This window comes from Bradyrhizobium sp. SZCCHNGR1005, from assembly GCF_032489995.1.
GTDB lineage: Bacteria > Pseudomonadota > Alphaproteobacteria > Rhizobiales > Xanthobacteraceae > Bradyrhizobium.
This window is the reverse complement of the sequence record NZ_JAUEZC010000003.1, coordinates 689,465-701,719: the sequence shown is the minus strand read 5'-3', so window position 1 is coordinate 701,719 and position 12,255 is coordinate 689,465. Positions and strand designations below refer to the sequence as shown.

Below are 12,255 nucleotides of genomic sequence, written 5' to 3'. Positions count from 1 at the left end.
CCGGCAACGCGATTTCAAAACGCCATTAAGCAGACTGATCGGCAGGGCGCCAGCCCGGCGGGGCGGTCAGATCGCTTCTGCGCCGTGGACCTTGCGCCAGTGGGCCTGGCGCTCCGCGAAAACCCGGTCGCGAACATAGGCGACCGCCTCGTCGTCGAGCCGTTCCAACACCTCCAGCGCAAAGGCCTGGGGTCCATGGGCCGACCAGGCGGCCTGTAGACCGGCGTGCGGATGGCCGCCCTGGCGCAACGTAAACCAGAGCCGATTCTGGATCTTGTCCAAGTCCGCGGCGCGGCCGATCCAGCGCTGGCCCGTGACCCGGCAGACGACGGCATAGATGCCGCCGGCGGTCTTGCGCTCCTTGTAGGCGGCGAGGGCCGCCTTGCGTTGGGCCGGGGTCATCGTGTGTTCCGTAATTATTACCCGGATAATAATTACCCTACTTTTTTATCCGGGTCAATATCCGCCTGGAGCGCATCGGGATCATCTCCTTCGAGAGCAGGCGGAGGCGTGTATCCGCCGTGGCGCGCCTTACCAGGAGGGCCAAAACCCCTGTTGTTGCATCGGGCGATAATTCTGGCCGCCGCGCCGACGGGTGTAGGTCGGCTGCGAGTCCCAGCTCTGCTGGTAATAGGACCCGTAGCCGTCGTCGTACGTATCGTCTCTGCTCACGATATCGGCCGTCGGCTGACGGGTGATGAAGCCGCCCTGGGGCTGGTTGCTCAGCACCGCGACGAACTCGGTGCGATAGTTGGTCTCCTCGCTGAGCGGCTCATCCGAGACGACGATCGAGGAGCGCGGCAATGCGGTCGGCGCGATCCGATCGAGCACCTCCTGCGGGATGGTGATGCGGTCGAGCGCATTCTTGGCGTCGTCGCCGTTGTCGATCGTGACCACGCTCCAGCGCAGGCCCGCACCGTTCTGTGCCATCGCCGTGAACACATGCGTGCCGATCGGCCTGTTGGGATCGCGGATCGTGACGGGAACCTCGATGCTGGTATCGAACACCTCGCCGCCGCCGTCCCGCGCCGGCTTGTGCGTGTTGCGCCGCACATAGAGCTTCTGGGTGGCGCGGCTGATGTAGACCGAGACCGGCTCGAGCGCGAGCTTCGCCTCGGTCGCCGCCTTGGCGGTTTCGGCCTTCCTGGCTTCCGCCGCCTTGGTCGCATCCTTAGTTGCAGCGGCAGCATCGAGTTTCGGCTTCGAGTCGGCTTTGGCGGCTTCGAGCTGCGTCCCGATATCGGTGGCCTTGAGGGCGGCCTTTTGCTTCAGGTCCTCGGCGCGCGCTTTGGCCTGGTCGGTTTTCGCAGCGGCGAGCAGCTTGTCGGTGTAGGCGAGCTCGGCGTCGGCGCGAGTCTTGGCCCTTTCCAGCTTACGTAACGAGGTCGTGAGCGAGGTCGCCTCGCGCGAGCTCGCGGCGGCTGCCTGCTTGGCCTGGTCGGCCGCCTGGGCCGCGTCCGCGGCCTCGCGGGCCAGCGTCTCGGCACGCCCAGACGCGGCGGCGAGCGCCTGCACATTCGGGACGAGCAGCGCCGGGTGGGAGATTTCGACCGGAGCCGGATCGTCGGGCGCAATGATCACCCGCATCCCGATGCGCGTCTTGTCGAACAGGTTCTGCGCAAAGCCGTAAGGCATCCGCACGCAGCCATGCGAGGCCGGATAACCGGGCAGCGGCCCGCCATGCAGCGCGATGCCGTTCCAGGTCAGGCGCTGCATGTTCGGCATCCAGGCGTCGTCGTAGAGCGTCGAATGATGGTCCTTGTCCTTCTCGATCACGGCAAAGACACCCGCCGGCGTCTCGCGCTCCGTGATTCCGGTCGACACCGGCGCGCGATAGATCCACCCCTCGGCGTCGTAAAACGTGACCTTCTGAGCCTTGATCGACACGATCGCCATGATCGGCTCGCCGGCCTCGCGCGGCGCCACAGCCTCCGCGGTGTGGGCAGGGCGCGCCTGCCGTGCCCCGGCATGGGCGGTCAACGCAAGCGTTGCTGCAAGCACCCCGATGGCGGAGAGCCCCCAGCGCCGCATCGTTCCGGTGGATTGCGGCGCCGCTACTCGATTGACCATGTCATGCCCCGGTTGAGATGCCTGTCCCGCGCCTGCCTCGGATTCGCGGTCTATATGTTCGATCTTACATTTGGGTGAAGTAAGGCGTCGCTCCGCTTGGACCACAACGGACGTCACAGGCGGTCTGTTCCGCGCCCCTCGCTTGTCAATACATGCCCTAATTCGGCTGGCTGTGGAAATACTCGAAGATCTTGCGCGCGCTTTCGGCCGAGACGCCGGGCACTTTGCCGAGATCGGCCATCGAGGCGCGCTCGATCTCCTTCAGCGTGCCGAAATGCAACAGCAGGGCGCGCTTGCGGGCGGGACCGATGCCGGGGATCTCCTGCAGGCCGGCCTCGCGGATGTCCTTCTTGCGCAGCTTGCGGTGCGAGCCGATCACGAAGCGATGCGCCTCGTCGCGCAGCCGCTGGATGAAATAGAGCACGGGATCGCGCGGCTCGAGCTTGATCGCCTCGCGCTCCGGGATGAACAGCGTCTCACGGCCGGCGTCGCGGTCCGGACCCTTGGCGACCGACATCAGCGCGACGTCCTTGACGCCGAGCTCGGTGAAGATCTCTCTGACGGCGTTGAGCTGGCCGCGGCCGCCGTCGATGATGACAAGGTCGGGCCGTTGCTGGACATCGTCCTCCTTGGCGCGCGCGGTGTCCTTTTCCGACGGCGACAACAGCCGCTTGAAGCGGCGCTGCAGCACCTCCTTCATCATCGCGTAGTCGTCGCCGGGCGTCAGCCCCTCGGATTTGATGTTGAACTTGCGGTACTGGTTCTTCATGAAGCCGTCGGGCCCGGCGACGATCATCGCGCCCACCGCGTTGGTGCCCTGGATGTGGCTGTTGTCGTAGACCTCGATCCGCTTCGGCACCTGCGGCAGGCCGAGCGTGGACGTCATCGCCTCCAGCAGCCGGCTCTGCGTCGCAGTGTCCGCGAGCTTGCGCCCCAAGGCCTCGCGCGCATTGGTCAGCGCGTGGATCACCAGCTCCTTCTTCTCGCCGCGCTTCGGCGTCGTGACCTCGACCTTGTGGCCGGCCTTGACGCAGAGCGCCTCGGCCAGCAGCTCGCTCTCCTCGATCTCGTGCGACAGCAGGATCAGTTTCGGCGGCGGCTTGTCGTCATAGAACTGGGTGAGGAACGCCGCCAGCACCTCTTCGGGCGTGAAGGTCTTTTCGGCGCGCGGGAAGTAGGCGCGGTTGCCCCAGTTCTGTCCGGTGCGGAAGAAGAACACCTCGACGCAGGAATAGCCGCCTTCCTGATGGATGGCGAACACGTCGGCCTCTTCGACCGTGCGTGGATTGATGCCCTGCTGCGACTGGATCGCCGACAGTGCCGCGAGGCGATCGCGATAGACCGCCGCGGTCTCGAATTCGAGCTCGCTGGAGGCCTTCTCCATCTCCACCGCGAGCAATTGCTTCACCGCATGGCTGCGCCCGGAGAGGAAGTCGGTCGCCTCGCGCACCAGCTCGGTATAGCCGGGGAAATCGATCTCGCCGGTGCACGGGCCGGCGCAGCGGCGGATCTGGTAGAGCAGGCAGGGCCGGGTACGGCTTTCGAAGAAGGAATCCGTGCAGGAGCGGATCAGAAAGGCGCGCTGCAGCGCTGTGATGGTGCGGTTGACGGCGCCGGCGGACGCGAACGGGCCGAAATAGCGACCGGGCCGCGACTGCGCGCCGCGATGCTTGAGGATCTGCGGCGCCCAATGGTCGCCGGTGATCAGGATATAGGGGAACGACTTGTCGTCGCGTAGCTGCACGTTGAAGCGGGGCTTCAGCTGCTTGATGAGGTTGGCCTCGAGCAGCAGCGCTTCGGTCTCGGTCGTGGTCGAGATGATCTCGACGTTCACAGTCGCTGCGATCATGCGCAGGATGCGCGCCGGCAGCGGTGCGTTGGCCCGCGCATAGGACGACAGGCGCTTTTTGACGTTCTTGGCCTTGCCGACATAGAGCACGTCGTTGTTCGCATTCAGCATGCGATAGACGCCAGGCGAGGTCGGGGCCAGCCGCACCGCCTTCTCGATCGCCTCATGGCCGATCGCAAGCGGGCCTTCGGCAACAACCTCGGTGCTTTCCTCGGTCAGCTCGGGCAGGCGCCCTTCCTCGTCCTCGTCGGTCGAGGATGCGGCTGGATCGATGTCGGGGGATTCCAGGGGCTGCGGCGAGGCGTCGGCGCGCTTCATCTCGGGCGCGGGCGCCTTTGGTGGATCGGAGCTGTGGGTGGCCATGGGACGAATTTAAGCTTTGGGGGCTGCGCATGCCAGCACGCGGCGGCGCCCATGCACAGGCGCGGCGGTAACCGTCCATTAAGGACGTTAAGCGGCCGGTAACCGCGCTTAATGAGGCTTTAACCTCAAACTCTCGATAAATCTTCACGAAAAAAGCTGGAGTTCCGTAACCATGCCGGTCAGGCGCGCTGCCTCATGCAGGCGCCGCACGCAGCCGGCAGGCACGGGTGTTGCGTGGAGTAGGTCATGAAGAGGTTCGTCGCCGGCGCGGTTGCGCTCGGGGCGCTGGGAACGGTGTCGGCGCAGGCCGCCGATTTCAACTATGCACCGCGTCCGGGCTACACGGTGAACCAGCCGTTGAATGCCTATAGCTGGGCCGGCCCCTATCTCGGCGGCACGCTCGGTTACAGCTGGGGCGAGGTCGGCAACAATCCGACCAAGCCGTCGGGCATCACCGGCGGGATCGAGGCGGGTTACAACTGGCAGACCGGTCCCTGGGTGTTCGGCATCGAGGGCGACATCAACCTGACCGGCGCCAACGACACCTTCGCGCCCTGGAAATTCTCCAACCCGTGGTTCGGCACCGTGCGCGGCCGCGCCGGCTACGCCTTCAACAACATCCTGTTTTACGGCACCGGCGGTCTCGCCTTCGGCGAGCTGCGCGGCGAAACCTTCGGCCTGTCCGAATCGCATTCGACGATCGGCTGGACCTTGGGCGCAGGCACCGAATTCGGGCTGGCGCAGAACTGGACCGCCAAGATCGAATATCTCTATGTCGATCTCGACAGCAGCAATTTCGTGGTTACGGGGGCGAAGAACGACTATCGGTTTGGAGTGGTGCGCGCAGGCATCAACTTCCACTTCTGATAGGAAGAAGAAACCGCAAAAATCATAACCTCCCGGCCGCGCGCGGCCGGGATTTTTTTGCATCATCTACGCGAATGTCGGCTGCGAGCTTCGCCGCACACGAGCCGGCTGCGCCGTCCGCGGCTCCAAGTTCAAACGACAAACAAAAGGACGTTCGTATTCCTCGCCTTCGCACTCCGCCGCAAACTGCGGACGAGTGTCGATCGGCGGCCTTACGACGACAGCACCAGATTGACCGCCTTCGGGCCCTTGCCCTTCTTGTCCGGTTCAACCTCGAAGCTGATCCGCTGTCCTTCAGTCAGATCCTTCAATCCGGCGCGCTCGACCGCGGTGATATGCACGAACACGTCGCGCCCGCCATCATCCGGTTTGATGAAGCCGTAGCCGCGTTCACCATTGAAGAACTTGACCGTACCCGTCATTGGCATCGGGAAACTCCTCCCCCCGCATTGCTTCCTCCACTGCGCGACATGCGCAGCGTCCGACCGGGCATCACTGAATCGGAAAGCGTGGCCACCTTTACGAGCCGACATTGTGCATGTGTCGGGTCGCTCGGATTCTTGTTGGGCCTTGATCACCCCGCCGCAACCATTCGCGGAAGCGGAACGTAAAGCCAGTCTCAATCAGTTATTTTACTACGGTTCCTCGGCAATTGCCTATGGATTTTCGACTAATTGCCGGCCCCGGCTTTGGGGAACTCGAGCCGGAAGCGCGCGGCCCCGCCCTGGCCGAGCGGCTTCTCCAACTCATGCAGGATGACCTTAAGCTCGTCATGCAACGTCCAGGGCGGGTTCACGACCAGGAGGCCGGTCGTGGCCAGCCCCTCTCCGGCGACCTGCGGCGCCACGCTGAACTCGACACGTAACAACTTACCGGGCGGTTTTGCCGCCGCCGCCAGCCCCGCCACGTGCTGCACCAACTCGTCGGTCGCACGGCGGCTCTTTGCTGGATACCAGAGCAAATAGATACCAGTCGGCCACTTGGCGAATGCGATTGCGAAGCGCTCGCCCAACCGCTCGAATTCATCCTTCGCCTCGAAGGGGGGATCGATCAGCACGAGGCCGCGCCGTTCGTTTGGCGGCACGAAAGCCGGTAGCGCCACCCAGCCATCGAGATCGACGACGCGGGCCTGGGTATCGCGCCGCAGCACGTCGATCAGATGCTTGCGCGGGACAGGTGCGAGCTCGCAGGCCGTCATCCGGTCCTGCGGCCGCAGGAGGGCGCGCGCGATCAAGGGTGAACCGGGATAGGCGGCGAGCTCGGCCTTGGGATTGAAGGCCCGGACGATGTCGAGATAGGGGGCAACCAGAGCAAGCGCCTGATCGGAGAATCGCGCCTGCATGATGCGGGCAATTCCGGTCCGCCATTCGCCGCTGCGGCTGGCCTCCTCGCCCGTGAGGTCATAGAGACCCGCGCCGGCATGGGTGTCGATCACGCGGAACGCGGCCGGCTTCTCCTGCAGATAGATCAGGATGCGCGTGAGCACGATGTGCTTGATGACGTCGGCGAAGCCGCCGGCATGAAAGGCGTGACGGTAGTTCATCGCTGTGAGTTACGACGTCTTGCGACGAAAGTAACCCTGCATCATCACGGAAACAGCGCTCATCAGCGATGGCGCCGTTCCAGGGATTACGCCTTGAACGAGATCGCGGGCCTCAGCCGCCGCGGATTGGCGGCATCGTGACTTCGTCGCGGCGGCAGGCCTGGCGATCGATCTCATCGCAGGAGCGGAACTGCAGCTCCTTCGAGAGGCAGATCCTGACCTCGCTGAGCCGGGTGCGGTTGCAGGTCACGGCGACGGCGGAATTGGTGAGGTTGGGATTGGCCTTGACGAAGGCCTCCTCGACCGCGGCCGGCGTCACCGTCTTGGGCTCGGACAAGTCGAGGAATTCCGGCGGAATCTTGATCACCGCCCGAGCCTTGCGGATGGTCTCGAAATAGGCCTTGGCCGGCAGTCCGGAGCAGGTGCCGTGCTTGTCCCACTCGTTGTAGATCAGCCCCGGCGCCGGCATCAGGTCGAGCATCGAGACCATGATGTTGCGCGGCAGCCGCGGCGACGGCTGCTCGCAATACTCCGGATAGCCGTTCTCATATTGCGGCCAGAGCCCGTGGACCACGAAAGAGTAGGGACGGCCGCTGCACTGCTGGGACCGTCCGCCATTGCCGCGCTCCTCGACGTCCGCGCAGAACGAGGGCGACCAGGACAAGGACAGCACGTAAAAATCGAATGCGCCCGGTGCGTTCTGGCGGCGGTCTTGCGCCTGGGCTGGCGAGAGCTGGGCCGACCACAGGGTGATCCCGCTGAGCGCGAGAGCGGCGAGGATCTGAATTGTCCGCAGTCCGCGGCCGGAGTAGGTGGGCAGGCGATCAGACAACCGATCCAACATGACGAGCTCCCAGGAACATGGCGAGAACTCTACCAGGAGGCGAAAGAACAATTCAAGAACAAAATTGGAGCCGCGCGCCGGCGAAAGCCTGCGACGCGTCTCGTCCAGTCCCGTTCAGTCGGTGGGACTCTTAGGGCTTCGCCGCGCGGCAGGCGGGGTTGAAGGCCCAGTTGCGGTCGAGGCCGACCACGCAGAATTCGACACCCTCGCCGTAACCGGCAAAGCCGGCATCCTCGATCAGCGAGAAATTGACGGTGCGCGCCTTGCCGTCGCTGATCATCGCGGTGCCGGTGCAGTAGCGTCGCGGAATATTGTCGGACTGCCAGGGCCGGAAAGCGATTTCGTGGATGTTTGAAAAGCCCGTGATGGTCAACGAGGAATTCCAGAACGTGCTTTCCTTGTCCCGGAAGTCGCTGGCGACTCTGGACAGGGCCGATTCGCAGGGGGACAGGCGGCCATCATATTTCGGACCCGACAGCCAGAAGTTCAGCTCGAGCGGGTTGGCAGCTTGCGCTGGGGCAACAGCCGTGACAACGCCGAGCACCGCGCCGCAGACAGCGCCAATGGTCTTGAACGAGATGCTGAGGTCGCGCATAGGCCATCCGCAAAGCTGGAGAGAAGAATGGAACGTGCCGTGCCGGCCTGATGAGGTCAAGTGCAACGCGGCAACACTCCACGACAAGTCGGGGACTCCGCGCGCGGTGTTCTTTTCTTGCGCGGACAGCCCATTTAGGATGGGAGCTAACCGATGGAGATTGCAATGCTGATGACGAAGCCCAGTTTTTTCGACGTCGTTTCCAAGGCCGTCGGGCTGATGGCCGTGGGCGTCGCGCTGGCTGCAGGCCCGGCTCGGGCCGACTGGGTGCCGGCATTCAAGGGTAATGACACCGGCGGCATCATCGCCTATTCGCTCGCCCAGACCACCGATGCTAGGCAGTTGGCGGTCGACCACTGCGCGTCCTACGGCAAGGTGGTCAAGTTCCTGGCGGTGGACGCCCGGTATGGCGGCTATTTGTCGTTCTCGTGCCGTTGGGTGCCGTACGGCTCGGCGCAGCGTCCGTTGCGCACGCTGTACTGAGCCGGTCTGGAATCACCCGGGAAGCTGAGGCGAATATGATCCGCGGACAGGTCGGCGCGAAGCTGTTGGGATGCAGCGTGCTGCTCGCGGCATCCCTCAGCAACGCATTCGCCGCCGAGCTGCCGACCCGCAAGCCGGGGCTTTGGGAAATGAAGATGGTCAGGACGGGCTCGCAGATGCCCGACATGACCATGCAGCACTGCACCGACGAGACCACCGACAAGGACCTCAACAACATGGTCTCGCCGATGGCCAAGCAGATCTGCTCCAAGCAGGACGTGCAGAAGACGCCGACCGGCTATGTCGTCGATTCGGTATGCAGCATGCGCGGCGTGAACACCGCCTCACATGCCGAGATCACCGGCGACTTCAACTCGGCCTACACGGTGAAGACGACCTCACACAGCGAGGGCGTGAGCAATGTCGTGCGCGACACCAGCCTGGCCAAGGTCCTGCGCGACACCACGATGACGATCGAGGCGAAGTGGTTGGGGGCCTGCAAGCCGGGTCAGAAGCCCGGTGACATCGTGATGCCAGGCGGTGGCTTCAAGCTGAACGTCAAAGACATGGACAAGCTGAAGGCATTGATTCCCGGCGCCAAGCAGTAGGCGGGATTCGAGCGCAGGCACAGGGGCATCACTGAGGCCCCGGCGACACCCGAGCGTCGGATTCCTACGCTCTGCGAGCCTGTCGCTTGGCTACCGTGCTTTTGCAGCCTTCACACCGGAATGCGCACCGTCGCGCGCAGGCCGCCCGCCGGGCTCTCGCCCAGCATGATGTCGCCGCCATGGGAGCGGGCGATGTCGCGGGCGATCGCAAGCCCGAGACCGGTGCCGCCCTCGTCCTGATTGCGCGCATGATCGAGCCGCAGGAACGGCTTGAACACCTCCTCGCGCATCGCTTGCGGAATGCCCGGGCCGTCATCATCGACGGTGATCGTGAGGTAGCGGTGATCGCGATGGCCTGAGATCGCGATCGTGTCGGCATAGCGCGCCGCGTTGGACACGAGATTGCCGAGACAGCGCTTCAACGCCTGCGGTTTCACCGTGACGACCGGCAGGCCCCGGAATGCGACCGAGGCCGTGTGGCCGTTGCGCTCGGCATCGCTGCGCAACTCCTCCAGCGCGTTCGAGATGTCGGTCGGTTGCGCCACCTCGCCGCCGTCGCCGCGCGCGAAGGCGAGATAGTCTTCCAGCATGCCGGACATCTCGTCGATGTCCTTGCGCATCGCATCGATCTCGGGGCCGTCGCCGAGCAAGGCGAGCTCGAGCTTGAAGCGGGTGAGGATGGTGCGCAGGTCGTGGCTCACGCCGGCGAGCATCGCCGTGCGCTGGTCCATGGTGCGCTCGATCCGGGCCTTCATTTCCAGGAAGGCGTGCGCCGCCCGCCGCACCTCGCGCGCGCCGCGCGGCCGGAAGTTCGGGGCTTCGCGGCCCTTGCCGAAGCTCTCGGCCGCATCCGCCAGTCGCAGGATCGGCTTGATCTGGTTGCGCAGGAACAGCACCGAGACGATGAGCAGGATGGACGAGGTGCCGACCATCCAGAACAGGAAGATGTCGGTGTTGGAGGCATAGGCCGCGCTGCGCTGCGCGAACACGCGCATCACCGCGTCGTCGAGCGCAATGCGGATCTCGACCAGGTTGGAGCGGCCGACGGTGTCGATCCAATAGGGCCGGCTGATCTGCCGGCCGATCTGGCCCGACAGCGACTGATCGAGCAGGTTGAAGAACGGTTTCGGCCCTGGCGGCGGCATGTCGCCGGCGGGCAGGAAATCAACCACGAGATTGAGCCGCTGCTGGGCGATCCGCCGCAGCATCGTGCGGTCCTTGTCCTGCGGATAGCCTTTGTAGATGTCGATCAGCGCCGCGATGTCCTGCACGACGGCCGTCGAGAGTCGTCGCGTCACCGTGTTCCAGTGCCGCTCCATGAACACGCCGGCCACCACCGTCTGCAGGATCACCATCGGCACGATCATGATCAGGAGCGCACGTGCGTAGAGCCCGGTCGGCATCCAGCTCTTGAACGCATGGCCCATCCAGCCGTTCGCAGCCGACACGCGGCGCGAGGCAGTGCGGATGAAGGCTAAGCCGGTGTCGAGGGTGGTCATGTGAGTCGGACGGCGGCTTTCGCACCGACAACGGCGCCGCGAATCCGGGACACCTCTCCCCTGCGGGGAGAGGTCGGATTGCATAGCAATCCGGGTGAGGGGGAGCTCTCGATCGAAAGACCGTAACCCCTCACCCCAACCCTCTCCCTACGGGAGAGGGAGCGCAACGCGCTTGTGGCTCGGTATGATGCCATCATCGGAAATCGATCTCTCACGCACGTCACCCCGCCACCATCAGCCGATAGCCGATGCCGCGCACGGCCTGCAGGAACAGCGGATTGGCCGGATCGATTTCGATCTTGCGGCGGAGCCGGTTGATCTGCACATCGACCGCACGCTCGTTCACGGTGCCGTTGCCGGTGAGGGCACCGCGCGGCACGGTCTCGCCGCGGGCATTGGCGAGGATGCGCAGCATCTCGCGCTCGCGATCGGTGAGGTGGATCACCTCTTCGCCCTGCTTCAGCTCGCCCCGCGCCAGATGATAGCTGAAGGGACCGAAGGCGACCTGCTCGATCACCTCTTCCGCCGGCGGCGGCGCCGCCCGCTTCAGGATATTGCCGATGCGCAGCGCCAGCTCGCGCGGCTCGAACGGTTTGGCGACATAGTCATCCGCCCCGAGCTGCAGTCCCTCGATCCGGCTCTCCGGCTCGGAGCGCGCGGTCAGCATCACGATCGGGACCGAGGATTGGGTGCGGATGAAGCGGGCGAGGTCGAAGCCGCTCTCGCCGGGCATCATCACATCGAGGATCAAGAGATCGAAATGGAGGCCGGTGAGCTTGGCGCGGGCATCGCTCGCGCTCATCGCCGTGGTGACGCGGTAGCCTTCGGCGCGCAGGAAGCGCGACAACAGATCGCGGATGCGGCGGTCGTCATCGACGAGCAGCAGGTGCGGCGCGTCGTCGGCGGGTGTCTGCGGAGCGCGGGTGGTGATGGCGGCGAGCGGCACGATCACTCCTTTACGGTGACGACGGGCATCTTGAAGATCGCTTCCAGCACCTTGTCCGGGTCGTCGCGATCGATCATCGCGCGCAGGAACTGCTGGACCTTGTCCGCGCCTGCCGGCCCGATCTGCTCCAGCGCACGATCGATGCGCCGGGTCTGCAAGCCGGCAAGCTTGGTCACCAGCGCCTCGCCCTTGGGGGTGGCGAAAAGAAGGCGCTGCCTGCGGTCGTTGTTGCCGGTCTTCTGCACGATGTAGCCTTCGTCGAGCAGCTGCTTCAGCACCCGCCCGAGCGACTGCTTGGTGATGCGCAGCACGTCCAGGAGATCGGCGACCTTGAGCCCGGGATAGCGGGTGACGAAATGGATCACCCGGTGATGGGCACGGCCGAAGCCGAAAGCTTCCAACTCGTGATCGGCATCGCCGACGAAATCGCGATAGGCAAAGAACAACAGCTCGATGATGTCCCAGCGCAACGCCGGGTCGTCCCCAGCCGCCGCCTGGGGCTCGGAAGAGCGCGAATCGGAGCCTGGCACGGGCGTTGAGAAATTTATGTCAGCCATATTGACGTATCTTGGGTTCAATGTTACAAAA

At 64.6% G+C, this 12,255-nt stretch carries 13 protein-coding genes; 3 read left to right on the top strand and 10 right to left on the bottom strand.

The genetic code is table 11. The features are described 5' to 3' along the window. Window positions 1-66: 66 nt before the first annotated feature. The 3 genes from QXZ85_RS15755 to uvrC all read right to left on the bottom strand — a co-directional run bounded on the left by QXZ85_RS15755 (window position 67) and on the right by uvrC (window position 4,282). Entirely contained in the window at window positions 67-402 is a 336-nt protein-coding gene (locus QXZ85_RS15755; RefSeq protein WP_315706677.1) for a GIY-YIG nuclease family protein, read from the bottom strand. 129 nt (window positions 403-531) lie between these two features. After that, the gene (locus QXZ85_RS15750) at window positions 532-2,070 is read right to left on the bottom strand and encodes a L,D-transpeptidase (RefSeq protein WP_316174413.1); all 1,539 of its coding nucleotides are present in this window, start codon (window positions 2,068-2,070) and stop codon (window positions 532-534) included. A 157-nt stretch (window positions 2,071-2,227) separates the two neighbouring features. Continuing rightward, window positions 2,228-4,282 (bottom strand): excinuclease ABC subunit UvrC, encoded by a 2,055-nt coding sequence (uvrC, locus tag QXZ85_RS15745; protein WP_316174411.1) that lies wholly within the window; start codon window positions 4,280-4,282, stop codon window positions 2,228-2,230. 246 nt (window positions 4,283-4,528) lie between these two features. Here uvrC and QXZ85_RS15740 point away from each other — a divergent pair, with 246 nt between their 5' ends. Beyond that, the gene (locus tag QXZ85_RS15740; protein WP_315706679.1) at window positions 4,529-5,149 is read left to right on the top strand and encodes a porin family protein; all 621 of its coding nucleotides are present in this window, start codon (window positions 4,529-4,531) and stop codon (window positions 5,147-5,149) included. A 212-nt stretch (window positions 5,150-5,361) separates the two neighbouring features. Here QXZ85_RS15740 and QXZ85_RS15735 read toward each other — a convergent pair whose 3' ends face one another. The 4 genes from QXZ85_RS15735 to QXZ85_RS15720 form a co-directional block, all read right to left on the bottom strand. After that, on the bottom strand, window positions 5,362-5,577 hold the full coding sequence (locus QXZ85_RS15735; RefSeq protein ID WP_315706680.1) for a cold-shock protein: 216 nt from the start codon (window positions 5,575-5,577) through the stop codon (window positions 5,362-5,364). 242 nt (window positions 5,578-5,819) lie between these two features. Then, entirely contained in the window at window positions 5,820-6,692 is an 873-nt protein-coding gene (locus QXZ85_RS15730) for a 23S rRNA (adenine(2030)-N(6))-methyltransferase RlmJ (RefSeq protein WP_315706681.1), read from the bottom strand. Window positions 6,693-6,804: 112 nt separating this feature from the next. Further along, on the bottom strand, window positions 6,805-7,536 hold the full coding sequence (locus QXZ85_RS15725; protein ID WP_315706682.1) for a ribonuclease T2: 732 nt from the start codon (window positions 7,534-7,536) through the stop codon (window positions 6,805-6,807). 130 nt (window positions 7,537-7,666) lie between these two features. Next, window positions 7,667-8,131: a hypothetical protein gene (locus QXZ85_RS15720; protein WP_315706683.1), complete on the bottom strand. Its 465-nt coding sequence runs from the start codon at window positions 8,129-8,131 to the stop codon at window positions 7,667-7,669. Between the two features lie 165 nt (window positions 8,132-8,296). Here QXZ85_RS15720 and QXZ85_RS15715 point away from each other — a divergent pair, with 165 nt between their 5' ends. Then, entirely contained in the window at window positions 8,297-8,614 is a 318-nt protein-coding gene (locus QXZ85_RS15715) for a hypothetical protein (protein WP_315706684.1), read from the top strand. Between the two features lie 35 nt (window positions 8,615-8,649). Beyond that, window positions 8,650-9,222, top strand: a complete 573-nt coding sequence (locus tag QXZ85_RS15710; RefSeq protein ID WP_315706685.1) for a DUF3617 domain-containing protein — start codon at window positions 8,650-8,652, stop codon at window positions 9,220-9,222. Between the two features lie 110 nt (window positions 9,223-9,332). Here QXZ85_RS15710 and QXZ85_RS15705 read toward each other — a convergent pair whose 3' ends face one another. From QXZ85_RS15705 to QXZ85_RS15695, 3 genes are all read right to left on the bottom strand, one after another. Then, window positions 9,333-10,721: an ATP-binding protein gene (locus tag QXZ85_RS15705; RefSeq protein ID WP_315706686.1), complete on the bottom strand. Its 1,389-nt coding sequence runs from the start codon at window positions 10,719-10,721 to the stop codon at window positions 9,333-9,335. A gap of 220 nt (window positions 10,722-10,941) precedes the next feature. After that, a complete protein-coding gene (locus QXZ85_RS15700) occupies window positions 10,942-11,673 on the bottom strand; it encodes a response regulator transcription factor (protein ID WP_315706687.1) in 732 nt (243 codons plus the stop codon). Next, on the bottom strand, window positions 11,670-12,224 hold the full coding sequence (locus QXZ85_RS15695) for a MarR family winged helix-turn-helix transcriptional regulator (RefSeq protein WP_315706688.1): 555 nt from the start codon (window positions 12,222-12,224) through the stop codon (window positions 11,670-11,672). Before QXZ85_RS15695 ends, QXZ85_RS15700 begins: the two co-directional genes overlap by 4 nt. Between the last annotated feature and the right edge of the window lie 31 nt (window positions 12,225-12,255).

What these genes read in the sequence shown, in the direction of transcription:
- QXZ85_RS15740 (WP_315706679.1), top strand. Translation starts at nt 4,529, where the DNA reads ATGAAGAGGTTCGTCGCCGGCGCGGTTGCGCTCGGGGCGCTGGGAACG.
- QXZ85_RS15705 (WP_315706686.1), bottom strand. Translation starts at nt 10,721, where the DNA reads ATGACCACCCTCGACACCGGCTTAGCCTTCATCCGCACTGCCTCGCGC.
- QXZ85_RS15735 (WP_315706680.1), bottom strand. Translation starts at nt 5,577, where the DNA reads ATGCCAATGACGGGTACGGTCAAGTTCTTCAATGGTGAACGCGGCTAC.
- QXZ85_RS15730 (WP_315706681.1), bottom strand. Translation starts at nt 6,692, where the DNA reads ATGAACTACCGTCACGCCTTTCATGCCGGCGGCTTCGCCGACGTCATC.
- QXZ85_RS15695 (WP_315706688.1), bottom strand. Translation starts at nt 12,224, where the DNA reads ATGGCTGACATAAATTTCTCAACGCCCGTGCCAGGCTCCGATTCGCGC.
- QXZ85_RS15750 (WP_316174413.1), bottom strand. Translation starts at nt 2,070, where the DNA reads ATGGTCAATCGAGTAGCGGCGCCGCAATCCACCGGAACGATGCGGCGC.
- QXZ85_RS15755 (WP_315706677.1), bottom strand. Translation starts at nt 402, where the DNA reads ATGACCCCGGCCCAACGCAAGGCGGCCCTCGCCGCCTACAAGGAGCGC.
- QXZ85_RS15715 (WP_315706684.1), top strand. Translation starts at nt 8,297, where the DNA reads ATGCTGATGACGAAGCCCAGTTTTTTCGACGTCGTTTCCAAGGCCGTC.
- QXZ85_RS15725 (WP_315706682.1), bottom strand. Translation starts at nt 7,536, where the DNA reads ATGTTGGATCGGTTGTCTGATCGCCTGCCCACCTACTCCGGCCGCGGA.
- QXZ85_RS15710 (WP_315706685.1), top strand. Translation starts at nt 8,650, where the DNA reads ATGATCCGCGGACAGGTCGGCGCGAAGCTGTTGGGATGCAGCGTGCTG.
- QXZ85_RS15720 (WP_315706683.1), bottom strand. Translation starts at nt 8,131, where the DNA reads ATGCGCGACCTCAGCATCTCGTTCAAGACCATTGGCGCTGTCTGCGGC.
- uvrC (WP_316174411.1), bottom strand. Translation starts at nt 4,282, where the DNA reads ATGGCCACCCACAGCTCCGATCCACCAAAGGCGCCCGCGCCCGAGATG.